Raw genomic sequence first — 23,090 nt, 5'->3', positions numbered from 1 at the left:
TATATGTCAGCCGTTATAGCTTCGTAACGCCAAGTTTTTCACCCACAGTACAAATATACTGGTTAAAATTAAATTTAGCACAAGAGTTAACACAGAAATTACCAGTGCAGGGCCTCCTAAATTATATCCCAATGCAATAAAGATGATTCCCGCTCCTACTTCTCCACGAGTAAACATACCGATAGATAAAGCAAGACGCTCGCTCAACTTACGGTCTCTATAGAATAACACAGGAAACAGCTTCCCGACATTCGATAACAAAGACACGATTACCACATGATAAATAATCATTCCCCAAGACATCATTTCTTGCGATCCGGTAATGGAATGAGTACCGCTATGCGTCTCCGAAAAATCCACTCCGACAAAGAGAGGCATACTCATACCCACCAGGAACATAAACAAGAAAGAAACACCGGTAGATACCTTATGCTCCAAAGGAGTATCTATCTCCTTATGTTTCATAACCATACCCAAAACGAAAGCCGGCAATAACACTTCAATATGGATACTTCCTTCGTCTCCATAAAAATATTTGCTCACCATATACACCAACTGTGTAACTGCAAAAACTGCCACCGAGTAAAAGAAAATCGCTTTCCAGTCTTGCCGCCAATTGTATTTCCCTAACTGTTTCCAGCCGATAGAGAGCAGAACAAACACTACTAAAACAATGATAATCAATTGCCAGCGCAGACCCACCATCATTATTTGCAACGGAATCATCAGTAAGATGGTATCCAGGTCGTCAAAGATAGCCAACACCTGAATCTTTTTATAAATCCAACTTGATTTTAATCCGAGAGCCGCCAACATGGTAAACAAGATACCTGCAGAGGTGGGCGCCGCAAAACGGCTTAACAGAAGATTTTCTTTCCATGCTTCCCAGCTATGCCAATATTCGGGCGGTAGCAAGACAAATACATAATAAACGGCTATCAAAATCCATGGCATCGCTGCCGTAGCCATTGCAATAAAATAATCCTCAGCATAACTCTTCCACCTTGTTTTATCCATGACAAACTCACGTCCGACATTAATCATAATAAAACTCAGGCAGATGTAAAGCAATACATCAGACACACTCTTTATGGTAGTATACCCTTCACCTACCGCCCCCGGTAAGATTTGGGACACCAAAAGACCCATCATCAGAAAGGCCGAAAAAGACAGAACTTTTCTCATTTATATTTATTTAAAGATTATATAATAATGGAATGATTGCCTTGAAAGTTCTGCTGACAGCGACAATCATTCCGGGTATTTTAGATTTTTAATCCAACTTCAATACTGCAAGGAACGCTTTCTGCGGTACTTCCACATTACCAATCTGCTTCATACGCTTTTTACCCCTCTTTTGCTTTTCAAGCAATTTACGTTTACGACTCACGTCACCACCGTAACATTTTGCCGTTACATCTTTACGGACAGCCTTTATCGTTTCACGTGAGATAATTTTTGCGCCGATAGCCGCCTGAATAGCAATATCAAACTGTTGACGTGGAATCAACTCCTTCAGCTTCTCACACATCCGCTTGCCCAAATCGTATGCATTGTCGACATGTGTCAATGTAGAAAGAGCATCCACCGACTCACCATTCAACAGAATATCCAGTTTTACCAGTTTGGAAGGACGGAAGCCTGACTGATGATAATCAAATGAAGCATACCCCTTGGAAATACTCTTCAACTTATCATAAAAGTCAATCACAATCTCTCCCAACGGCATTCTGTAATGTATTTCCACACGGTTTCCCGATACATAATTCTGACGCACCAATTCTCCGCGCTTGCCCAGACACAAAGTCATAATAGGACCGATATAATCGGTTGCAGTAATCACGGTAGCATCAATATAAGGTTCCTCGATATGGTCAATCAGAGTCGGGTCCGGCATACCTCCGGGGTTATGCACCTCATTGGCATGCCCCTGCTTGTCATATACCATATACGATACATTCGGAACAGTAGTAATCACATTCATATCGAACTCACGATCCAAACGCTCCTGTACAATTTCCATGTGCAGCAGTCCCAAGAAACCGCAACGGAACCCAAAGCCCAAAGCCAATGAAGACTCGGGCTGGAACGTCAATGAAGCATCATTCAACTGGAGCTTCTCAAGCGAAGCACGAAGATTTTCATAATCTTCCGCTTCAATGGGATAAACTCCCGCAAACACCATCGGCTTCACCTCTTCAAATCCGGCAATTGCCTTCTCGCAAGGACGGGCAATATGAGTGATAGTATCTCCCACCTTCACTTCCCGTGATGTCTTGATACCTGAAATAATATATCCCACATCACCGGTACGCAACTCATTACGAGGCATCATATCCATTTTCAAGACTCCGATTTCATCGGCATCATATTCCTTACCCGTATTGAAGAACTTCACTTTATCTCCCTTGCGTATCACTCCATTCTCTATCTTAAAATAAGCAATGATACCACGGAACGAATTGAATACAGAATCAAAAATCAAAGCTTGAAGCGGAGCCTGGTCATCGCCCACCGGATGCGGCACACGTTCGATCACAGCCGCCAGAATATCTTCCACTCCCATGCCGGTCTTACCCGATGCACGAATGATATCTTCACGTTTGCAACCCAGCAGGTCGATTATTTCATCTTCCACCTCCTCGGGCATTGCACTTGCCATATCACACTTGTTCATCACGGGAATAATTTCGAGGTCGTGCTCCAATGCCATATAAAGGTTGGAAATAGTCTGCGCCTGCACTCCCTGTGAAGCGTCCACTACCAGCAAAGCACCTTCACAGGCAGCAATCGAACGAGATACTTCGTATGAAAAGTCTACGTGTCCCGGAGTATCAATCAGGTTAAGGATATATTTTTCTCCCTTATAGGTATATTCCATCTGAATGGCATGGCTCTTAATAGTAATGCCTCGTTCTTTCTCCAAATCCATATCGTCCAACATCTGTCCTTCAGTCACCTGAATGGTATTGGTGAACTCCAACAGACGATCGGCCAAGGTTGATTTTCCATGGTCGATATGTGCAATAATACAAAAGTTACGGATATTCTTCATCTTCGTCGTTTAAATTTCGCGCAAATATACAAAAAAATGCGTTGGCTACATACAAAAAACGATGTGCCAACGCATTTTTTATGAGTTTCTTTTTCTTGTTTACACCAATTTTACAAAGACTTCCCCTTCTACTTCAGAAGTTTCTACTTTGTCTTCTCTTAACAACCAACCCAAACCAAGATAAAAATCCTTATCAGCCTTCAATTTCGCAGCCTTTTTGATTTGTTTTTGTGTCAAACCTTCGGTTCCGTTCAGTGCTTCCCAGATTTGTCCGGCAAGAGCACCAGCTTTTTCTTTCAACATTTTCGATTTACTTTTAGTTAAACGTTAATCCGCATCCGCTTTCAGCATTGACGAATGTTTGTGTTTCTTATCGGTTGCAAAGATACACAAAATTATGTTATTCAACACGTTTGAATCAGAAAAGTTTTATTTTCTATAAGAAAAAGCGATTTTCTCAGTTATTTTTTATGCATTTCGAGATATTCACTCCAAATTTTAGCAGCTTCTTCCACCATCTTTACACACGGACGCTTGGCATAATACTGTTCCGTGCGGGCTTCCGGGGTAGAAATAACCGGTTCTTTTTTGCTTAATCCCAACAAGTCGGCACATCTCAATGCACCGTTTCTGCGCTTGAATTCTTCCGCCAATTCCTGCACCAGCGCATAATTGGCAGCCTTTCCCTCACGATCACTGCCTTCCGTAGCCCCGGTTTCGAGTCCGGCAAGCAGGAACATGCCACAAGCCGCCCCACACGTTTCACGCATACGTCCTATACCGCCTCCGAATGAAGCAGCCATCCTCAACGCCTGCTCACGCGTAAAGCCATACTCATCGGCAAAGGCGGCAACAACAGATTGGGAACAGTTATATCCTTCTTTAAATAAAGCTATTGCTTTTGCTACTCTATCTTCTTTCATTTCGCTACATTATTTACTATTTCATGGTTCATATATCCTTTCAGATTCTCCACCGCAATGTCCATCAAACGTATACGGGCTTCTTTGGTTGCCCAGGCGATATGAGGAGTGACAAAGCAGTTCTTGGCCGTCAGTAGCGGGTTGTCGTACTCAGGTGGTTCGGAACATAAAACATCCAGACCGGCGGCAGCAATCATCCCCTTATTCAGTGCATCAGCCAAGTCTCTTTCATTCACCAACGGACCGCGCCCGGTGTTAATCAATATAGCTGTAGGTTTCATCATGGCAAGACGAGCCGCATTGACCAATTCTTTTGTTTCTACAGTCAACGGGCAATGCAGACTCACCACATCACATTCACGGAACAACTCATCCAATTCCATTTTTTGTATTCCTTCAGGCAATTGAGCCTGTACTTTCGAAGTATACGCACACACCTTCATCCCGAAAGCAGAAGCAATGCGTGCAGTTGCTTTTCCTGTATTTCCCAACCCTACAATGCCGATTTTCTTTCCATCCAATTCCGTCAATTCGGTATCCCAATAGCAGAAATCGGAATTGTCCGCCCAACGTCCCTGCCGATTGGCATGGGCATAATGTCCCACACGCTGAGTAATGTTAAGAAGATGTGCAAACACCATCTGTGCCACAGAAGCGGTACTGTAGGCAGGGATATTCGTCACAATAATACCGCGTTCCTTGGCAGCCGCTACATCCACTATATTATATCCGGTAGCCAAGACACCGATATATTTCAATGCAGGCAATGCCGCCATATTCTCCGCAGTAATCACCGTCTTATTGGTTATAAGTACTTCCGCTCCGGAAGAGCGTTCCATCAACTCATCAGGAGCTGTACGGTCATAAACCGTCAGCTCACCCAATGCTTCCAGCCCATTCCATGACAAATCACCGGGATTTAACCCGTAACCATCCAAAACAACTATTTTCATACCCTTTTATTATGATTATTCTTTAAACTTGTCTCCCCAAAGCCCTTGCATCCGTTCTTTCAGTTTTACTTCCTGAGCATTATTCTGCGGATGCCAGATCCGGCTGTTTTTTATCTCATCAGGCAAAAACTGCTGGTTCACAAAGTTTCCCTGATAAGCGTGTGCATATTTATAATCCTTACCATATCCCAACTGCTTCATCAGCTTGGTAGGAGCATTGCGCAGATGCAATGGCACAGGCAGGTTTCCCGTAGAGCGTACCAACTCCAATGCACTGTTGATTCCTTCGTATGCAGAATTACTCTTCGGACTGGTAGCCAGATACACAGTTGCCTCTGCCAAGGGAATACGTCCTTCGGGCCAACCTATCTTCATCACCGCATCAAAAGCCGTATTTGCCAACAACAATGCATTCGGATTGGCGAGTCCGATATCTTCTGCCGCCGATATCACCAACCTCCGGGCTATGAAAGCCGGATCTTCCCCGCCTTCCACCATCCTCGCCAACCAATAAAGCGCACCGTCGGGGTCACTGCCCCGGATAGACTTAATGAAAGCGGATATAATATCATAATGCATTTCACCATCCTTATCGTATGCCAGCGGATTCTGCTGCAAGCGTTCCGTCACTTTTTCATCAGTTATCACTATCGCTCCATCATCGGTATCGGCCTCAACCACCAGTTCCAATATATTCAGGAGTTTACGGGCATCTCCACCCGAAAAGCGAAGCATCGCGTCCGTTTCCTGTAACTCGATATGCTTCTCCTTCAAAATAACATCCTTGGTGATGGCGATATGCAAGAGTTCCAGCAAATCATCTTTTTCCAATGACTTTAATACATATAATTGACAACGGGACAGTAACGGGCGAATCACTTCGAAAGAAGGATTCTCTGTAGTAGCTCCAATCAAAGTCACCACTCCGGTCTCTACAGCCCCCAGCAACGAATCCTGCTGTGATTTGCTGAAACGGTGAATTTCATCTATAAATAAAATGGGACCGGCCTGCGAAAAGAAACGGTTGCTTTTTGCTTTCTCTATCACATCACGCACATCCTTCACCCCCGAAGTGACGGCACTCAGCGTATAGAAAGGAGTTTCCAGCTTATTGGCGATAATTTGTGCCAATGTGGTCTTTCCTACCCCCGGAGGCCCCCAAAGTATGAAAGAGGAAATGCGTCCTGCATCAATCATCTTCCTCAGAATTGCCCCCTGTCCTACCAGGTGCTTCTGTCCTATATAATCATCCAACGTCTTCGGACGCAGACGTTCTGCTAACGGTTGTGCCATAGTTGTATCTAGTTATACTGATGTTGCAAAGTTAATAAAATAATACCTTTAATCGGCTCACTGACATAAAAAAGTGCCCCTGCATTTTGTTCAAATAACAGGAGCACCTCAAGAATATAACAGAAATGGTTTTTCCAAATAGCCGAAACAACAGTTTGATTAGAAAGTCATCATCACCATCAATCGGATACCCCATTTATTAGCACCCGGATTATCCAGATAATTAAGACGGCGTACGTAGTCGATATGTAGTATCTTGAAGATATTATGAATACCTACCGAACATTCCATATAAGGCGTTTTAGAATCCATCACAAAACTGGTAGGATGCCCGTCGCGCGTGGGAAACAGGAACAGTTCACTGTCACCCGGATTCTTCAACGGATTATTCTTGTCCGTCAAATGACCGTACAGCATTTTGAAACCGATAGCCTCACGCCATTTTAACTTCTTCAGCAATGGAATTCGATTGAATATCTTTCCATTCAAATCCCAGGAAATATCAAACGAAGCATAACGGTCGTTCAAAAATTCCATGTTATTGACCAAATTGAAAGTCTCACGCTGGAGAATATATGACAAGTTGGCTGCCGGCATAATCAGCAATGGGAACGGCACTTTATTCCACTGCGCCCCTCCCTTCAGGAACATATCAATCTTGCCCCATGAAGAAAACCAAAAACGCTTATATATACCTACTTCAGTCAGGTTGTAATTATATTCACCTCCAAACACACCTTTAAAACCGGTCGTATGCGACAGCGTGAACACCGGGGCATCAAAAGACACCGGCAAGCGACGCTGCTTGGTATTGATATAAGTTTCTCCCGGTGCATATCTGAAAGCCAGCGAAGCCTCCATTGTTTGAATGTCCGGTATCAATGTTTTTTTGTCATCATTGGTAATGTATGCCAAGCCGCCGGTAGGTTCATCTTTACTATGCTTCACCTCAACAGTGGTTTTCAGTCCGTATTGAGTTTCATTCTCATACTTCAATGCAACATTGCGCACGTATGACATTTGGTCCACTGTAGTAGTCTTGAATGACACAAACACATTATCCTTATCTGTCTTCAGAAACTTATCCGTCGGCGACATCACATCATATCGGTAAGTCAGAGTGATGGAATTTTTCGGGAACTCGCGCGGCAGGTATTCCTTTTTATTGAAAGAATATTCCATTTCCGCCATATACTTGGAACGATGATCTTTGAAACCGTAAGCATAATACCCCTTAAAGAATAAATGCGGATTCAGGTTTGCCGTAGTCTGCGCACTCATACGCAGGCGAAGCCCGTCTATATAGTTATTTGAAATCATGGTATTCACCGGACCTATATCCACCTTGCTCGGATGATCTTTCGTTCCGGTTTCCACAAAATTCTCAACAAATGCTTTCAGCACAAATATCACATATTTAAAGCCGGGCATCTGCTCCAACCTCTTGACCAGTACATCCATCGAGCTTTCCGTCTCTGTCAGCGGCACCTGCCGATACTGATTCCAGAAATCCTCTCCCCTCATCATGGCATCCGCCTCTTTTATTTCCGCTCCCTTTCTCTTAAACAACTGTTGCGGCAATTCATCAAATGCATAATCCGAATAACGTGTCATTCTCCGGATTTGAAACCCCTGCATAATTTTCATCAGGGTCAGCTCCACAATCATGTCGTCTGTTTTCAGCACCCATTCACCGTTCGGCAGTTGCTCAAACTCCTGAATGATATCCATGTTATCGACAAAGTTCACACCCGATTTTTTAGGCAGATTCATGGTACACTTCTTTACAGTGTAACTGGAGTCGGCCAATACATACAAGTGTCCTGTAAAACCGAAATCCTGTGAATTATTGGGAACAAACGTCAAGTGGAAGCAACGATCCTTATCCACATACGTCGTATCCATAATATAATATTTGTAGAAAGAAATGGCATCGCTGGAAGATATAGGACTGATAAACGGGTATTGCAGCAAGCGGATATCATCATCATATATATTCACATCCGTGAATACGTCTTTCAATACCGTACTCAGCATATCCCCTGTAGCAAACAATTCGTTCACCCCCGATGAATTCATACCTTTAATGATATTCTTCTCACTCTTCGGATGCTTACGATAAATTTTCTGTGAAGCCGTTTCGTCCACAGAAACAGGAAGAATAAACTTACCCGTTTCCTCGCAAAGCTCAATCTGATCTTTCAGGAAAGGCATCTTTTTGTACATCCCTTTGTCCAGCATTTCGGGAGTAACATCATTTAAAGCCATCGTAATCTTCTGATACTTATTGTATTGATAGTAATCATTTTCATCCAGCTTGTTATTTCGCTTATGGGCAATGACTTTCTTCATCATCTCCACCGCCGGATTATTCTTACGGGAATATTTTTCCCGTTTAGGCTTCACGATTACTTCCTGCAACTCGATATCATCCGAACGCAATTTTACATTCATCGTTTTGGTTACTCCGGGAATAATATTCACCACCTTGTTGACATAACCCACCGATGAAAATGTCAGTTTATTCCATCCCTGACGCGTTTCCACACTATAATGTCCGTCAGCATCCGTTATTCCGCCTACTCCTTTTCCCTCATAATACACAGAAGCATAGGGGATTGGTTCATTCGTTAACGAGTCAGTTACAACGCCTTGTATTTTTTGGGCAGACGCAGCAATTGTACTAATCATCAATACCCAAAACAATAAAAACGACTTTATATATTTATTCTCCATATCTTTCTACCGGTATCTTATATATATATACGAGAATGCAAATTTAATCATTAACTTAAAAAGAAGTTGCTAATATAATCTAATAAAAAAAGAAATCTTACGTTTTGACCAATATTTAAGTGAAATATAACAGATTATTCACTTGAGCAAAAGACAATAAAAAAGGGGTCTTTTCACAAAGCCCCCTTTTTAAGTTTTCAATAGGTATTAGTTTTTTTTAAGGTAAAAAGATTGTTTTCAGGATAACGATGCAAATATCGAGCCTTTTTTTAAACCAGCCAAATAAAAAACTATGCCATACAACATGTTTTTAGACTTTTCTGTCTTTTTTGGCTATTTACAAACCGAAAAGCTCTTTATCTGCCTCATTACATAGACAAAGATAAGATTTTTTTGGGAGAATGAAAACATTTTATCGTTTTTATTCCTTCCCTATAAAGTGCTCATCCACTTTTCTGCTATGCTTTAATACTTTGGCATCAATGAAAAAAACTATCTCTTCGGCAATATTCGTTATATGGTCTCCTGCCCTTTCGAGCTTGCGAATCACAGTCCCCAGTTCCAGACAAGTCAAAAAACAATCGGGATGCTTTCCCAAATATTTAGTCAGCACCCCCGGAGCATCCGCATTAATCTGATCCAACAAATTGTCCTTGCCTAAGACAGCCAATGCCAAATCCAAATCTTCTTCATTCAATGCAGTCTTGGTCATTTCAAGCATACCGAGTACTTGTCTTTGCATCTCCTCTATCCGCAGTTCACGGAGTAATTCTCCATCAAGTGCTGTTTCATCGCTTCTCACCACAAAACGGGCAATGCCTTCGGCAAAATCTCCCAACCGCTCTAAATCGCTGTTTATCTTGAACATGGCCAACACAAATCGCAGGTCTATCGCCACCGGATTATAAAGAGCAATGGTATCTTCCACATCGCTGTCTATCTTCAGTTCGAAAGCATTAACCCGTTTCTCTCGAACAATCACCTGTTGCGCCAGGTCACGGTTGAATGTCAATACCGATTCCCCGGCCCTGTCCAACTGGTTATACACCAGTGTCCACATTTCGTTCACCTCTTTTTTCAGTGAGGTAAGCTCTGATTCTATAAATTTCACCATAATATCATCTTTCTTTTTGTATTCTTTTTTTCTGACGGTACCCCCATCATCCGAAACGTCCCGTAATGTAATTTTGAGTGGCTTCTTTGCTAGGGTTTGTAAAAATCTTCTTCGTATCGTCATATTCCACCATCGAACCCATGTAGAAGAAAGCGGTTTTGTCACTGACCCGTGCTGCCTGCTGCATATTATGGGTTACAATAACAATGGTATATTCCTTCTTCAGTTCGTGAATCAGTTCTTCCACCTTAGCGGTAGAAATGGGATCGAGCGCCGATGCAGGTTCATCCATGAGCAAGACGGAAGGCGACACAGCCATGGCACGCGCTATGCACAAACGCTGTTGCTGTCCGCCCGAAAGAGCAAAAGCGGACTCTTTCAACTTGTTCTTCACTTCATCCCACAAGGCAGCTCCTTTTAATGTTTCCTCCACCCGATGACGGATAAATTCATTATCCTTCACTCCATTTACCCGCAACCCATAGGCAACGTTCTCAAAAATACTTTTCGGAAAAGGATTGGGACGCTGAAACACCATTCCCACATTCTTGCGAAGTTCGTCCACCTGCACAGATTTATCATAGATATTCACGCCATCTATCTGTATCTTCCCCTCAAGGCGTGCACCGGGGATCAAATCGTTCATACGATTAAAGAGACGGAGAAAGGTAGACTTTCCGCAGCCCGACGGACCGATAAAAGCCACTACCGCTTTTTCTTCAATCGCCATACTGATATCTTTCAATGCCTGGAAATCTCCATAGAAGAAATTCACATGTTGCGCATCTATCTTATTCATATATTATAGATTAATTCGTTTTTAATTTATTCGAGAAATACCTGCGAAGTCCGTTCGCCAGCAAATTGACCACCAGAATAATAAGGATAAGCACTAAAGCAGTTCCGTAAGCAATGGGCAATTGTGACTCCATATCGGTTCCACTGGTCGATATGACATAAAGATGATAAGGGAGGGCCATGCATTGGTCCAATATGCTATGCGGCAACTGCGGCAGGAAGTAAGCGGCACAAGTAAACAGAATGGGTGCGGTTTCTCCCGATACCCTTCCCATTGCAAGAATAAGCCCCGTGATAATATTAGGCATCCCCATCGGAAGAATCACGTAGCGGATAGTTTGCAATTTGGTCGCTCCCAACGCCAGGCTGCCTTCGCGGTAACTATCCGGAATAGCTTTCAAAGCCTCCTCGGTAGTACGGATAACCAACGGCACACAAAGCAAACCCAATGTGAGTGAACCCGCCAGAATACTATCGCCAAAACCCAGGTACTTCACAAACAGCGCCATACCAAACAAACCGAAAACGATAGATGGGATGCCGCTCAAATTATTCGTCATCACCCGTATGAAGCGGACCAATTTACCTTTCGGAGCATATTCGTTCATATAAATACCGCTCATCACGCCCACAGGAAAAGCAAACAATGCACTGCCTATCATCAAATAAAAAGTACCCACGATAGCCGGCCAAATGCCTCCTCCCGTCATTCCGTCGCTGGGAGGCGAAGTGAGAAACTTCCAGTTGATAACTCCTATACCTTTATATATAATAAAGCCCAAGATGCAAAACAAAATCAGTACAATACTGTAACTAAGCAGTTTGAACACTCCGAACGCAATCCACTGTGAACGTCTCTTGCGTACCCCTTGTCGGGCATTAAATATATTATCTTCCATATTCTATCGTATTATGACTTTCTTCCGAAACCCGCTCCGGTTTTGGATGATATATACTCTACACTAAAATTGATAATCATGGTAATCAGAAACAGCACCACCCCCAGCAGAAACAAGGCCTCATAATGTGCACCACCGGCAGGAGCTTCTCCCAATTCGGCAGCAATCGTCGCAGGAATTGTGCGTAGCGGTTCCAGAATCGTTGTCGGTATCACAGCCGCATTGCCGGTCACCATCAGCACAGCCATCGTCTCACCAATGGCACGTCCGATGCCCAGCACCACTCCCGATGTAATGCCTGAAATGGAAAACGGAATCACCACTTTATAGATGGTCTGCCAATGCGTGGCTCCCAAAGCCAGACTCGCCTCGCGCATGGCACGCGGACAATTACGCATAGCATCCTCGCTGACCGTGATAATAGTAGGCAAAGCCATAATAGCCAACACAATACTTCCAGCCAAACCGGTCTCTCCCACCGGCAAATCGAACACCTTTTGAATGAGAGGTACAATAACTATCAGCCCGAAGAATCCGTATACCACCGACGGTATACCATTCAGCAATTCAATAACCGGTTTCAGAAATCCGCGTGTGCGGCTGCTTGCTACTTCCGACATATATACAGCCACAGACAATCCGAACGGCAATGCAAAAAGAATCGCAAAGAAGCTCACCCAAAGTGTTCCCATGACCAAAGGAACAAAACCGAATTGCGGGGCCGGAGTTGCTGTCGGGAACCATTCTTTACCGGCAAACACTTCCGAGAAAGAGATATGCTCATCTTTCAGCAAACGACCCGGAAAGTCCTTCTCTATAAACTTTGCCGGGACAAAAGCAATGATACCCGGATGGTCTGCCACTACCTTACCGATACATTCTCCCGCCTTGTCGTATTCCGCCCCCAACTCTTCTTCCGAAAAATAAGAAGTAATATCTTCCAGCCGGAATACCTTAATTCCGATATCGGGACCTCCCACTTCACTCCAATTGGTTATCTCTTCGTCAAACACATCTTTAATTTGCACCGCACTCAGTTCCCTGACCGGATTCTTCCCGTTGACAGCCAGCACATACCCTTCTTCTGTTACCTTGTTGCCAAAGAGTCCGAATGCCTCCGTAAACAGAAAAATGACAATCAGTACTATCGTAATACTTGTGATAAAGCCACTGCAAGTCAATATTCCTTCGACAATCTTTTCCCAAACTTGTTTCATACTGTTTTAGTCTTCTATTAGTAATCGATGCAAAAAAAGCTTCTCGATATTAAAATGATATGAAAGGAGCTTGAAGTATTTGCTACAATTATATTACAAAGTTGTTACACCCGGACAGAAAAGTCTACTCCTCCACCTGAAAAGCAACACCTCACCTTGTAACGGAATCGTAATACACAAGTAAAACAAATGACACAGGAAAACGTTTCTTTTGCACATGAATTAATATAATAACTTATGAATCAGTTAAAAGCCCTGTTTTTCTTTGTCTTATCAATTTGCAGCCTGCACACTGCCGCACAACGCATCAAAGGCAGCGACACCGTATTACCTGTCTCACAAGAGACTGCAGAAATATTTATGAACACTCACCCCGAGCAGCGGGTAACCGTCACCGGTGGCGGGACCGGAGTCGGCATATCCGCCCTCATGGACCATACCACCGATATCGCCATGGCTTCACGCCCCATCAAGTTCAGTGAAAAAATGAAGTTGAAAGCTGCCGGACAAGAAGTAAAAGAAGTAATTATCGCTTACGATGCCCTTGCCATCATCGTCCACCCGGACAACCCTGTCAGCCGCCTCACCCGGCAACAATTGGAAGGTATCTTCCGCGGAAAAATTGTAAACTGGAAGCAAGTGGGAGGCCCCGATATGAAAATCATTGTCTATTCTCGCGAAACCTCTTCGGGAACATACGAATTCTTTAAAGAAAGCGTCCTAAAAAACAAGAACTATATGAGCGGCAGCCTCTCCATGCCGGCAACCGGCGCCGTCATCCAGTCCGTCAGCCAAACCAAGGGAGCCATCGGATATGTAGGTCTTGCCTATCTGTCCGACCGTGTCAAGCCGATAGCCGTCTCGTATGACGAAGGAAAACACTATGTACTCCCCACCATGGAAAACGGAACAAAAAGACAATATCCTGTAGTGCGTCCGCTCTACTATTATTATAATGTGTCCGACAAAGCGAAAGTCAGCCCTTTCATCGAGTATGTACTTTCCCCTGCGGGGCAAAATATTATAAAAAAGGGAGGATATATTCCCGTGAAATAACGCATATCCCAAAAAGAATACGTATTTTTGCACCTTAAAGTGTAAAATTAATATCACTATGACTGAAATGAACGCTACAGAAGCTACAGAAAAGAGAAGTCTGAACTTCATCGAACAGGCAGTAGAGAACGACCTGAAGGAAGGTAAAAACGGAGGAAAAGTCCAAACCCGTTTCCCGCCTGAGCCCAACGGTTATCTCCACATCGGTCATGCCAAGGCCATTTGCCTGGATTTTGGGATAGCCGCACGCTATGGTGGAGTATGTAACCTGCGTTTCGACGACACCAACCCGACCAAAGAAGACATGGAATATGTGGAAGCCATCAAGGAAGATATCCAATGGCTCGGATTCCAATGGGGAAATGAATATTATGCATCCGACTACTTCCAGCAATTGTGGGACTTCGCCATCCGTCTCATCAAGGAAGGAAAAGCTTATATAGACGAACAGAGCTCCGAAGTGATTGCCGCACAGAAAGGCACGCCCACCCAGCCGGGTGTAGAAAGCCCTTACCGCAACCGCCCTATAGAGGAGACACTCGAACTGTTCCAAAAGATGAACACCGGAGAAATAGAAGAAGGAAAGATGGTGTTGCGTGCCAAAATAGATATGGCAAGCCCCAATATGCACTTCCGCGACCCTATTATCTACCGCGTAGTAAAAACGCCCCATCACCGTACAGGCGAAACATGGAAAGCATACCCCATGTATGACTTTGCCCACGGACAGAGCGACTTTTTCGAAGGTGTAACCCACTCTTTATGTACATTGGAATTCGTTCCTCACCGTCCGCTCTACGACCTGTTTGTGGACTGGGTAAAAGAAGGAAAAGACTTGGACAACAACCGCCCTCACCAGTACGAGTTCAACAAACTGAACCTGAACTACACGCTGATGAGCAAGCGTAACCTGCTGATTTTGGTAAAGGAACACTTAGTAAACGGTTGGGATGACCCCCGTATGCCGACCCTCTGCGGTTTCCGCCGCCGTGGTTATTCTCCTGAGTCCATCCGCAACTTCGTTGACAAAATCGGTTACACCACATATGATGCCCTGAACGACTTCGCGCTGTTGGAGAGTGCGGTGCGCGAAGACTTGAACACCCGTGCCACTCGCGTATCCGCCGTAATCAATCCGGTGAAACTTATCATCACCAACTATCCGGAAGGACAAGTGGAAGAGATGGAAGCCATCAACAATCCCGAAGACCCGACAGCCGGCACACATACCATCGAGTTCAGCCGTGAGCTTTGGATGGAACGCGAAGACTTTATGGAAGACGCTCCGAAGAAATACTTCCGTATGACTCCGGGACAAGAAGTCCGCCTAAAAAATGCATACATTGTGAAATGCACCGGTTGCAAGAAAGACGAAGAGGGCAACATAATAGAAGTATATGCCGAATACGACCCCGATACCAAAACCGGCATGCCCGGCAGCAGTCGCAAAGTGAAAGGAACACTGCACTGGGTGAGCTGCGCTCATTGCCTGAAAGCAGAAGTACGCCTGTATGACCGCCTATGGAAGGTAGAAAACCCACGTGACGAAATGGCTGCCATCCGCGAAGCCAAGAAATGCGATGCACTGGAAGCCATGAAAGAAATGATCAACCCGGATTCATTGCATGTTCTGACCGAATGTTATGTAGAAAAATACCTTGCAGAAGCCAAACCACTGGATTACTTACAGTTCCAGCGCATCGGCTACTTCAATGTAGATAAAGACTCCACGCCCGAACACTTGGTGTTCAATCGTACCGTATCTTTAAAAGATACCTGGAGTAAAATTAATAAATAAAAAACTGCTTATGAATAATGACCTGTCTTCCTATTTTGAAGACCCGGAATTTAAAGAAGCGTTAGAAAAATACGAGGGTATGGTGAAAAACCATACCCCCGCTTATTTTGATGCTGACGAACTGACAGACATCGCCGAATATTATGCTTCAAAAGGAAGACAAATAGAAGCAGAAGCCGCAATAGACTTTGCTTTACAACTGCATCCCAACGATACGGATGCCTTGATTTTTCGTGCCCGTTCCCTGGCCATGAAAGGCAGGCTGGACGAAGCATATATGGTTATGGACTTGATTGAAGACCGGTCGGATCGCGAGGTGAGGTTCTTGAAAGCCGATTTGTTGATGGAAGAAAAACGCATGGAAGAAGCCGACCATGTATTCGAAGAACTAGCTGCCTACGAAGAAGGAAAACTGGAAACCCTTATCGATATTATCCTCGCTTATATAGATGCCAATCAGGAAGCTTTGGCAAAGAAATGGATCAAGCACGTGGGCGAAACATACGATCTTGCCTCCCTTTCCCAAAAAAACCAGAAGTTCAGAGACCTATTGTGTGACTTTTATATCACTTTCAATAATCCCGAAGCGGCCATTCCTCTTCTGCAAGCCACACTCGACTGCTATCCCTACTCCATCAATCATTGGAACAGTTTGGGCAAATGCTACTTGAGCACCAATGACTATGAAGAGGCACACGAAGCCATAGACTTCGCACTGGCCATCGATGACAGCAATGCGGAGGCACTGACGCTTAAAGCCTTTTGCTACCAACAAAGCGGTGAACTTCAAAAATCCTGTGATTACTATCTCCGCCTGGCAGAGCAACAGGAAAATAAAACACGTGCTTATCTGGCATTGGCAAAGACCTATTTTGAGATGCAGGATTATACCTCCTCCATCTATTATATAGAAGCACTGCTGGACAATAAAGACGCATTAAGCAAATACGAACTGTCCGAACTATATGGCGACATAGCTTTATGCCATGCCGCCCTGAAGCACATCGGCGTGGGACAAGCATCCATCCGGCGTTCTTTGGAACTGAACGAGAACGACCCCGATACGCTTATCGTTGCAGGACGATTCTTCCTGATGGAAGCCAAAGCATGCAATGACGAGACTGCCAAAGCAGAAAACCAGGCCAAAGGAGAACTATACTTCCGACAGGCATTGAACTTAATCATGGAAGACGAACGGCTGGACTATCTGTTCACTATCGGCGCTGCTTGTTTCGACACACAGAACTTCAAGCTTGCCGCACAATACTACGAACAAATAAACCGTGAGTTTCCCGACAATGCACCCGCCACTTATTTCTTTCTGGCCTATTGCTATTTCTATCTGGAAGAAGCCATCTCCTGCATGCATTACATCGCAAAGATGAAGCACGAACTGCCCGATGCGTACAGCAACCTGGGCACAAGCGACTCTATACTGAGCGATACACGCTTTAACGAATTAATGCGTAACCTGAAAGACAGTGTCAATAATGGAAAAGTAGACTTAGATAATTTCTTATAATTAATTAATCATGGAATCAGTTGCATTTATCCAATGGTGCTTAGATCACCTGAATTATTGGACTATTACGTTATTAATGGCCATTGAAAGCTCTTTTATCCCCTTCCCGTCGGAAGTGGTGGTTCCCCCGGCCGCTTATAAAGCTGCAGGAGGAAATAGTGACCTGAATGTATTTCTGGTAGTTATTTTCGCCACCATAGGAGCCAATATCGGTGCCATCATCAATTATTACATTGCTTACTTTGTCGGCCGACCCTTGGTATACAAATTTGCCAACAGCCGTTTCGGTCACATGTGTCTGATAGACGAGGCAAAAGTACAGAACGCCGAGCATTACTTCGACAAGCACGGTGCTCTTTCCACCTTTATCGGCCGCCTCATTCCGGCAGTACGCCAGTTGATTTCAATTCCTGCCGGCCTAGCCAAAATGAAGCTGTCCACTTTTCTGCTCTACACTACATTAGGTGCAGGCATCTGGAACTGTATCCTGGCGGCAATCGGCTATTATCTGCAATCAGTGGTACCCGAAGAACAACTTTTGAGCACAGTAACCGAATACAGCCACGAATTGGGTTACTGCTTCATTGCCATTGGTGTATTGGTAGTGGGCTTCCTTATTTACAAAGGACGAAAATAAGTGAACCTTTTTCTACTTACGTTTGTTATAATTACAATATCAGAACTAAAACAATAAAATTATGGCAAAAACAGCATTCAAAGGCACACCGGTAACATTAGCCGGCGAATTTGTAAAAGTAGGAACTCCCGCACCCGAATTTACATTGGTAAAAGGTGATTTAAGTAATTATACATTGAAAGACGGAAAAGGAAAGTATTTGGTACTCAATATCTTTCCGAGTATGGACACAGGCGTATGCGCCACCTCTGTGCGTAAATTCAATCAATTGGCAGCCAACCGCCCGAATGTGACGGTACTGGCCATCTCAAAAGATTTGCCTTTCGCACAGGGACGCTTCTGTACCACAGAAGGCATCGCCAACGTCGTTCCCTTGTCCGACTACCGATATACTTCCGATTTCGCACAAAAATACGGCGTACTGATGACAGACGGACCTTTGGCAGGACTTCTGGCCCGCTCGGTAGTGGTCATCAACCCGGAAGGCAAAGTGGTATATACGGAATTAGTACCCGAAATCACTCAAGAACCCAACTACGAAGCAGCCCTGAAAGCTGTGGAGTAAAGTAATTCATAAAGGTGCTTTCACACCTAACAGCACGTTAATCTGCTTATAATAAGCGGATTAACGTGAAACTCTAAATACTCCCGGCACCGGACGATAAGCATCAATACCGACAACCTTCTCTAACATATTCCTCGCCATCCAAGACTTTATACGACGATAAGCCGTACTACGCGTCATGCCGCATACACGCTCCAATTCAAGACGAGTGATGTAACTGTTGTATTTAAAATAGTCACTCAGTATCCCCATCAGTTCGATATCCGAATAATTCTTCGTATGTCCCCCTCTTTCGGAACGGATAAACTTCAGCCCCTCCAATTTACCGCATATAGCCTTCTCCGGCTTATACACCACCGACTTAAAACGGATGGATTCCGCCCGCACCTCTCCTTCCTTCTCCACATCGCCCGGACACGATAATGTCATCTGGAAATAACCTATACCGTCGATATGCACACAATTACCTTTTTGCAGTTCCTCCACAAAACGGTCACTCATTTCGCACAACACTGCCCTCAAATCACTCTTTGTCAAACTGGTCGCTTTCTGTATGTCATCCCCCAAACTCCAAATACTAATCGTTTTTGACCTGGCTACACGGGCGTGCAGATGCACCACCTCCTTCCCATCCACTTCACGGGGAGGGCTCTTATACAAATCATATTCCACCTTCATAATCTTCTCCTTTTACTGACTATTTCATACGTTTTTTCCTCATCGTTTCAGCCGGATGAAATGACCATCCCACCCGGCTGACATGCTCGCTTCACCCAGGTAGAATGGTCGTGCCAACCAAGTGGAACGATATCATTTACAGCATAAAGGTAACAAAAAAAAGACAGACAGACACCACGTCAGGCATTTATTTCCGATAAACGGAAAAATATCTGCTAAAGCTGCGAAATATTTGCAAACCCCTCTCCCAAGGTCGTAACTTAGCCACATAGAAACCCAAAAACAAAGAAAAATGAGCAAAAGGAACTTGAAAAAGCTGAGAAAAGAGAATGAATCTTTAAAAGAAATGTGTGCCCGAAAAATGGCTCCGTCCACTGACCCTATACTGGATGCCATTTTGCAGATGGAATCTTACCTGAAACGCCACTATGATTTCCGCTTTAACCGAATGAACGAAATAACCGAATACCGCACGCACGGTACTTTGCCTTTCGCTCCGCTGAGCCAACGAGACTTGAACTCCATCTGCATTGCAGTCCGCAAAGCAGGAATAAATTGTTGGGATAAGGACGTCAACCGTTTTATTTACTCCACACAAACCGGCAGTTATCACCCTTTCCTGCTCTATATGCAGGAACTTCCGTTGTGGGACGGTACAGACCGGCTGACCGACTTGGCACAGCGTGTTTCTACCGATGATTACTGGATACGGAGTTTCCACCGATGGATGTTGGCAATGGTAGCCCAATGGATGGGGCTGGACAACACCCATGCCAATAGCGTAGCCCCCATTCTGGTCAGTCGGAAACAAGGAAAACAAAAATCCACGTATATAAAAATGCTGGTACCGCCCGAATTGCAAAACTATTATACCGATGACTTCAACCTGAATTCCAAGGGACAGGCCACTCGTAAATTATCGGAATATGGGCTGATATGTATGGATGAATTTGACAAGGAAACCACCAAGAAGATGCCTTTATTAAAGAATCTGATGCAGATGGCAAGCCTGAGTTTCATCAAATCATATCAAAAGAGCTTCTCCAAACTGCCTCGAATCGCTTCGTTTGCCGGTACATCCAACCGCAAGGATATTCTGACCGATCCTTCGGGAAGCCGCCGTTTTATCTGTATCGAAGTGGAAGAGAAAATCAATACAGAAGATATCATACATTCACAAATCTATGCCCAGTTAAAAACAGAACTGTTGCGTGGGAAGCGTTATTGGTTTGACAGTGACGAAGAAGCGGAAATCAATCTCCATAACCGGGAATTTTACAGACAATCAACAGAAGAGAGCATATTTAATTGTTGTTTCCGGGCGGCACAACCTGATGAAACGTATATGGAACTGTCGGCAGCAGAAATATTCCTATGTATCAAGAAGCGCTATCCCCATGCATTAAAGCAGGCATCTCCGGCTAGTTTCAGTAAAGTATTGATGTCACTTGGAGTAGAAAGGATACATACGCGCACCGGCAATCTCTATCGGGTGATAGAAATGAGATAACTCCTTTCACACAAATGCGCTATAAATCAATATTTTACAGCGCATTTTGTGTGAAAGGAGTTTTTCTAAACTTTTCTTTCCGTACTATTTGGGACTTTATTCTTAGTCAGCAAAGCTCAAGTCACATACCGGTATTCCGACCTGATACTTTCTCAAAGCATTCTCACTCATCTTCCGTTTCACCTTAGAAACGGGTACCAGATAATAGAGCATCGGATTATTCGGTTTCTGTCCGTACCCTATTAATACAAAATCAACTTTCTTCCTTCTCCGGTCAATCAGTTCTTTCCGTGAGAATTTATAAGCACCACTTTCTGTAAAAGGATACCAAGTGCACATCACATTCACCGGCTTATCTGCTCTATTCACAAGAGTAAGAAAATTACCCTCACTTACCGTGCGACACTTTATCAAACCTCTCTCATTAATGAACTTGCAAATGAAGGAAGCAAAGGTGTTATTATTGGTATCCTTTACCTGTGCAAATAATATTGTCGGCAAGAAAAAGCATAAAAATATGCTCAACTTAAAATATTTACTCATTGTTGGACCACTATTTATAAATTAAATTGGTAGTCTTAACAATGGAGAGAAGATATTTGTTTAAGAATAGAGATAATTACCATCATTTCAAACACTCTTCACAGCCAAATCCACTTAAAACATAAGACAAGTAAATAAAAACACAACCCCAATATAGCAATTGTTCAACTTATAAAGTCAATATTACTAACATTCATAATACACCTCTTTACATAGAATCAGGTAACCATATTTGAAAGACATGATTTTCCCAAACCAATTTATAATCATGTTTCTTTAAGAATTGATTGATAAGAGCTATTTTCTTACTCTTATAACTATATGTATCAGGTAAGTCTTCCCGATTCCACCCAGCTGCTTCTTCAAGCCAAAGTGAACCAGGCAATACCCCCTTTTCACGGATTACGACAGGAAGTGTATCCCTCTCTTTTTCTGCACGCAAAAATTGCCGTTCCATATTATCAGCATCATACGTCCAAGGCCACGGATTATACAAATATGGCTTAGTTCGAGTTAGATAATGAAGAGTTGCCATATTTTGGAAGAATAATACATAGTCACCTTCTTTTATATAGTTTGCACTATGAATTAATAAAACATCAACAGCTTCTGCCTTTTGCTTTGTTGTTAATGTTGTTGCCAAACTTGAACTATGTATACAATATTTTTTGTCAGCCCTTGAACCCTTATCAAAATAGCACTGTCCTAATATTGTAAATAATTGTAACATTATATAACCACTAACAGATAATACTCCTGCTAATTTATAAAAACAATAGAGCTTTTTACTTTTTAATGTTCCTATTATTTTTAAGTACAATATAAGACATAGAGGTATTAACCACCAAATTGCAAAACTCCCCATATTACCAATTCCAAAATCACTCCCCAGTGGCATAAACACCGACAAGCATAAAGCAATGCTTAACAAATAAACAATCTGAGGTTGATTCCTATATAAATAGAATGAATAAGCAATAACAATAAATGATATTCCATACAAAACATAGATTCCTCCTAAACGATACACAAGGAAAAAAGAAATAACAGCTATTATTATTGCCCCAAGATACAGACAAGCAGAATGATATTTCCGTACTATTTTAGTTATCACAAACAACATCGTTCCATAAATAATCAGTATTTTACCTATTTGATAATAGTTATCTATATAAGTATAAAACATAGATGATAAATTATGCGTAGATGTAGAAGAGGATGCTGCACTAAATAAATTATTCTTCAATGAAGATACAAAAATATCAAAATGACGGAAAACTAGCATTACAGCCAAAACAATTATAACTCCACTTAAAAGACCTATAAAACTAACTCGTATTTGTTTAAACAAACTCAAATACGATCTTTTATAATAGAAATCAACAATAAACAGAATAGGCAAAAGCCCAATAAGGGTAATATTAGGTATACGCACAAAAATATTTATCCCTATCAAAACTGAAGCTATGAATAGCTTTTTATATGAATTAGTATTTAATGATTCATATAAAAAACAAGCAATCATAGAAGCAAATAGTGCACTCAAATAATTATGATGAAAAGCTAATATTCCGAAATCTTGCTGAAAGAGGACTAACAAAAAGCCTAATACTACAATCCATTTTACAGATGAGATATTACTCAATATTCGATTAATAAAATAGAATATACATAATATCACCAAAACCGTTAAAAGACCCTTAAATCCGCAACTCCATTCCCGAAGTGCTACCTACAAGAGAAATGGACTTTTGATTCGTAAGACAGCCATTAAGTCCTCGCGTCCGTTTCAA

Annotated in this window: 20 protein-coding genes; 6 read left to right on the top strand and 14 right to left on the bottom strand. The window is 43.0% G+C overall.

Translation table 11 applies throughout. From position 1 onward, the window contains the following. Window positions 1–6: 6 nt before the first annotated feature. The 11 genes from HMPREF1534_RS14980 to pstC all read right to left on the bottom strand — a co-directional run bounded on the left by HMPREF1534_RS14980 (window position 7) and on the right by pstC (window position 12,988). Window positions 7–1,185, bottom strand: a complete 1,179-nt coding sequence (locus HMPREF1534_RS14980; RefSeq protein ID WP_005937367.1) for a cation:proton antiporter — start codon at window positions 1,183–1,185, stop codon at window positions 7–9. Window positions 1,186–1,273: 88 nt separating this feature from the next. Beyond that, on the bottom strand, window positions 1,274–3,055 hold the full coding sequence (gene lepA / locus HMPREF1534_RS14985) for a translation elongation factor 4 (protein WP_005937364.1): 1,782 nt from the start codon (window positions 3,053–3,055) through the stop codon (window positions 1,274–1,276). A gap of 99 nt (window positions 3,056–3,154) precedes the next feature. Beyond that, window positions 3,155–3,358, bottom strand: coding sequence for a winged helix-turn-helix domain-containing protein (locus HMPREF1534_RS14990; RefSeq protein ID WP_005937362.1), 204 nt, complete (start codon window positions 3,356–3,358; stop codon window positions 3,155–3,157). A 158-nt stretch (window positions 3,359–3,516) separates the two neighbouring features. Next, window positions 3,517–3,978 carry a C-GCAxxG-C-C family protein gene (locus HMPREF1534_RS14995; RefSeq protein ID WP_005937359.1) on the bottom strand — a complete coding sequence of 154 codons (462 nt, stop codon included), beginning with the start codon at window positions 3,976–3,978 and terminating at the stop codon, window positions 3,517–3,519. Then, window positions 3,975–4,931, bottom strand: a complete 957-nt coding sequence (locus HMPREF1534_RS15000) for a D-2-hydroxyacid dehydrogenase (protein ID WP_005937358.1) — start codon at window positions 4,929–4,931, stop codon at window positions 3,975–3,977. Before HMPREF1534_RS15000 ends, HMPREF1534_RS14995 begins: the two co-directional genes overlap by 4 nt. Window positions 4,932–4,946: 15 nt before the next feature. After that, on the bottom strand, window positions 4,947–6,224 hold the full coding sequence (locus tag HMPREF1534_RS15005; protein WP_005937357.1) for a replication-associated recombination protein A: 1,278 nt from the start codon (window positions 6,222–6,224) through the stop codon (window positions 4,947–4,949). A gap of 159 nt (window positions 6,225–6,383) precedes the next feature. Continuing rightward, the gene (locus tag HMPREF1534_RS15010) at window positions 6,384–8,960 is read right to left on the bottom strand and encodes a DUF5686 and carboxypeptidase-like regulatory domain-containing protein (protein ID WP_005937355.1); all 2,577 of its coding nucleotides are present in this window, start codon (window positions 8,958–8,960) and stop codon (window positions 6,384–6,386) included. A gap of 421 nt (window positions 8,961–9,381) precedes the next feature. Further along, window positions 9,382–10,074 (bottom strand): phosphate signaling complex protein PhoU, encoded by a 693-nt coding sequence (gene phoU, locus HMPREF1534_RS15015; RefSeq protein ID WP_005937354.1) that lies wholly within the window; start codon window positions 10,072–10,074, stop codon window positions 9,382–9,384. 46 nt (window positions 10,075–10,120) lie between these two features. Next, window positions 10,121–10,873: a phosphate ABC transporter ATP-binding protein PstB gene (gene pstB, locus HMPREF1534_RS15020; RefSeq protein ID WP_005937353.1), complete on the bottom strand. Its 753-nt coding sequence runs from the start codon at window positions 10,871–10,873 to the stop codon at window positions 10,121–10,123. A 10-nt stretch (window positions 10,874–10,883) separates the two neighbouring features. Continuing rightward, entirely contained in the window at window positions 10,884–11,771 is an 888-nt protein-coding gene (gene pstA, locus HMPREF1534_RS15025) for a phosphate ABC transporter permease PstA (RefSeq protein ID WP_005937352.1), read from the bottom strand. A gap of 11 nt (window positions 11,772–11,782) precedes the next feature. Continuing rightward, window positions 11,783–12,988 (bottom strand): phosphate ABC transporter permease subunit PstC, encoded by a 1,206-nt coding sequence (gene pstC, locus HMPREF1534_RS15030; RefSeq protein WP_005937349.1) that lies wholly within the window; start codon window positions 12,986–12,988, stop codon window positions 11,783–11,785. Window positions 12,989–13,225: 237 nt separating this feature from the next. Between pstC and HMPREF1534_RS15035 the strand changes: the two genes are divergently transcribed. The 5 genes from HMPREF1534_RS15035 (at window position 13,226) to tpx (ending at window position 18,566) form a co-directional block, all read left to right on the top strand. Beyond that, window positions 13,226–14,044 carry a PstS family phosphate ABC transporter substrate-binding protein gene (locus HMPREF1534_RS15035; protein ID WP_005937347.1) on the top strand — a complete coding sequence of 273 codons (819 nt, stop codon included), beginning with the start codon at window positions 13,226–13,228 and terminating at the stop codon, window positions 14,042–14,044. Window positions 14,045–14,102: 58 nt separating this feature from the next. Next, the gene (locus HMPREF1534_RS15040) at window positions 14,103–15,842 is read left to right on the top strand and encodes a glutamine--tRNA ligase/YqeY domain fusion protein (protein ID WP_005937345.1); all 1,740 of its coding nucleotides are present in this window, start codon (window positions 14,103–14,105) and stop codon (window positions 15,840–15,842) included. A 10-nt stretch (window positions 15,843–15,852) separates the two neighbouring features. Further along, window positions 15,853–17,364, top strand: coding sequence for a tetratricopeptide repeat protein (locus tag HMPREF1534_RS15045; RefSeq protein WP_005937342.1), 1,512 nt, complete (start codon window positions 15,853–15,855; stop codon window positions 17,362–17,364). Between the two features lie 10 nt (window positions 17,365–17,374). Continuing rightward, window positions 17,375–18,001 (top strand): DedA family protein, encoded by a 627-nt coding sequence (locus tag HMPREF1534_RS15050; RefSeq protein ID WP_005937339.1) that lies wholly within the window; start codon window positions 17,375–17,377, stop codon window positions 17,999–18,001. Between the two features lie 61 nt (window positions 18,002–18,062). Continuing rightward, complete coding sequence (gene tpx / locus HMPREF1534_RS15055; protein WP_005937337.1) at window positions 18,063–18,566, top strand: thiol peroxidase; 504 nt, start codon at window positions 18,063–18,065, stop codon at window positions 18,564–18,566. Window positions 18,567–18,626: 60 nt separating this feature from the next. On the opposite strand, the gene HMPREF1534_RS15060 is transcribed toward tpx, so the two are convergent. After that, entirely contained in the window at window positions 18,627–19,244 is a 618-nt protein-coding gene (locus HMPREF1534_RS15060; RefSeq protein ID WP_005937335.1) for an HU family DNA-binding protein, read from the bottom strand. A gap of 292 nt (window positions 19,245–19,536) precedes the next feature. Here HMPREF1534_RS15060 and HMPREF1534_RS15065 point away from each other — a divergent pair, with 292 nt between their 5' ends. Then, window positions 19,537–20,754, top strand: a complete 1,218-nt coding sequence (locus HMPREF1534_RS15065) for a VapE domain-containing protein (protein WP_005937332.1) — start codon at window positions 19,537–19,539, stop codon at window positions 20,752–20,754. Between the two features lie 102 nt (window positions 20,755–20,856). Here HMPREF1534_RS15065 and HMPREF1534_RS15070 read toward each other — a convergent pair whose 3' ends face one another. Beyond that, window positions 20,857–21,297, bottom strand: coding sequence for a hypothetical protein (locus HMPREF1534_RS15070; RefSeq protein ID WP_005937329.1), 441 nt, complete (start codon window positions 21,295–21,297; stop codon window positions 20,857–20,859). Window positions 21,298–21,505: 208 nt separating this feature from the next. After that, entirely contained in the window at window positions 21,506–22,942 is a 1,437-nt protein-coding gene (locus HMPREF1534_RS15075) for a hypothetical protein (RefSeq protein ID WP_005937327.1), read from the bottom strand. Between the last annotated feature and the right edge of the window lie 148 nt (window positions 22,943–23,090).

It is taken from the genome of Phocaeicola massiliensis B84634 = Timone 84634 = DSM 17679 = JCM 13223 (genome assembly GCF_000382445.1).
Taxonomy (GTDB): domain Bacteria; phylum Bacteroidota; class Bacteroidia; order Bacteroidales; family Bacteroidaceae; genus Phocaeicola; species Phocaeicola massiliensis.
This window is presented reverse-complemented; position numbering and strand designations above follow the sequence as displayed.

Coding starts and splice junctions, on each gene's coding strand:
- HMPREF1534_RS14980 (WP_005937367.1), bottom strand. CDS start 1,185: ATGAGAAAAGTTCTGTCTTTTTCGGCCTTTCTGATGATGGGTCTTTTG.
- lepA (WP_005937364.1), bottom strand. CDS start 3,055: ATGAAGAATATCCGTAACTTTTGTATTATTGCACATATCGACCATGGA.
- HMPREF1534_RS14990 (WP_005937362.1), bottom strand. CDS start 3,358: ATGTTGAAAGAAAAAGCTGGTGCTCTTGCCGGACAAATCTGGGAAGCA.
- HMPREF1534_RS14995 (WP_005937359.1), bottom strand. CDS start 3,978: ATGAAAGAAGATAGAGTAGCAAAAGCAATAGCTTTATTTAAAGAAGGA.
- HMPREF1534_RS15000 (WP_005937358.1), bottom strand. CDS start 4,931: ATGAAAATAGTTGTTTTGGATGGTTACGGGTTAAATCCCGGTGATTTG.
- HMPREF1534_RS15005 (WP_005937357.1), bottom strand. CDS start 6,224: ATGGCACAACCGTTAGCAGAACGTCTGCGTCCGAAGACGTTGGATGAT.
- HMPREF1534_RS15010 (WP_005937355.1), bottom strand. CDS start 8,960: ATGGAGAATAAATATATAAAGTCGTTTTTATTGTTTTGGGTATTGATG.
- phoU (WP_005937354.1), bottom strand. CDS start 10,074: ATGGTGAAATTTATAGAATCAGAGCTTACCTCACTGAAAAAAGAGGTG.
- pstB (WP_005937353.1), bottom strand. CDS start 10,873: ATGAATAAGATAGATGCGCAACATGTGAATTTCTTCTATGGAGATTTC.
- pstA (WP_005937352.1), bottom strand. CDS start 11,771: ATGGAAGATAATATATTTAATGCCCGACAAGGGGTACGCAAGAGACGT.
- pstC (WP_005937349.1), bottom strand. CDS start 12,988: ATGAAACAAGTTTGGGAAAAGATTGTCGAAGGAATATTGACTTGCAGT.
- HMPREF1534_RS15035 (WP_005937347.1), top strand. CDS start 13,226: ATGAATCAGTTAAAAGCCCTGTTTTTCTTTGTCTTATCAATTTGCAGC.
- HMPREF1534_RS15040 (WP_005937345.1), top strand. CDS start 14,103: ATGACTGAAATGAACGCTACAGAAGCTACAGAAAAGAGAAGTCTGAAC.
- HMPREF1534_RS15045 (WP_005937342.1), top strand. CDS start 15,853: ATGAATAATGACCTGTCTTCCTATTTTGAAGACCCGGAATTTAAAGAA.
- HMPREF1534_RS15050 (WP_005937339.1), top strand. CDS start 17,375: ATGGAATCAGTTGCATTTATCCAATGGTGCTTAGATCACCTGAATTAT.
- tpx (WP_005937337.1), top strand. CDS start 18,063: ATGGCAAAAACAGCATTCAAAGGCACACCGGTAACATTAGCCGGCGAA.
- HMPREF1534_RS15060 (WP_005937335.1), bottom strand. CDS start 19,244: ATGAAGGTGGAATATGATTTGTATAAGAGCCCTCCCCGTGAAGTGGAT.
- HMPREF1534_RS15065 (WP_005937332.1), top strand. CDS start 19,537: ATGAGCAAAAGGAACTTGAAAAAGCTGAGAAAAGAGAATGAATCTTTA.
- HMPREF1534_RS15070 (WP_005937329.1), bottom strand. CDS start 21,297: ATGAGTAAATATTTTAAGTTGAGCATATTTTTATGCTTTTTCTTGCCG.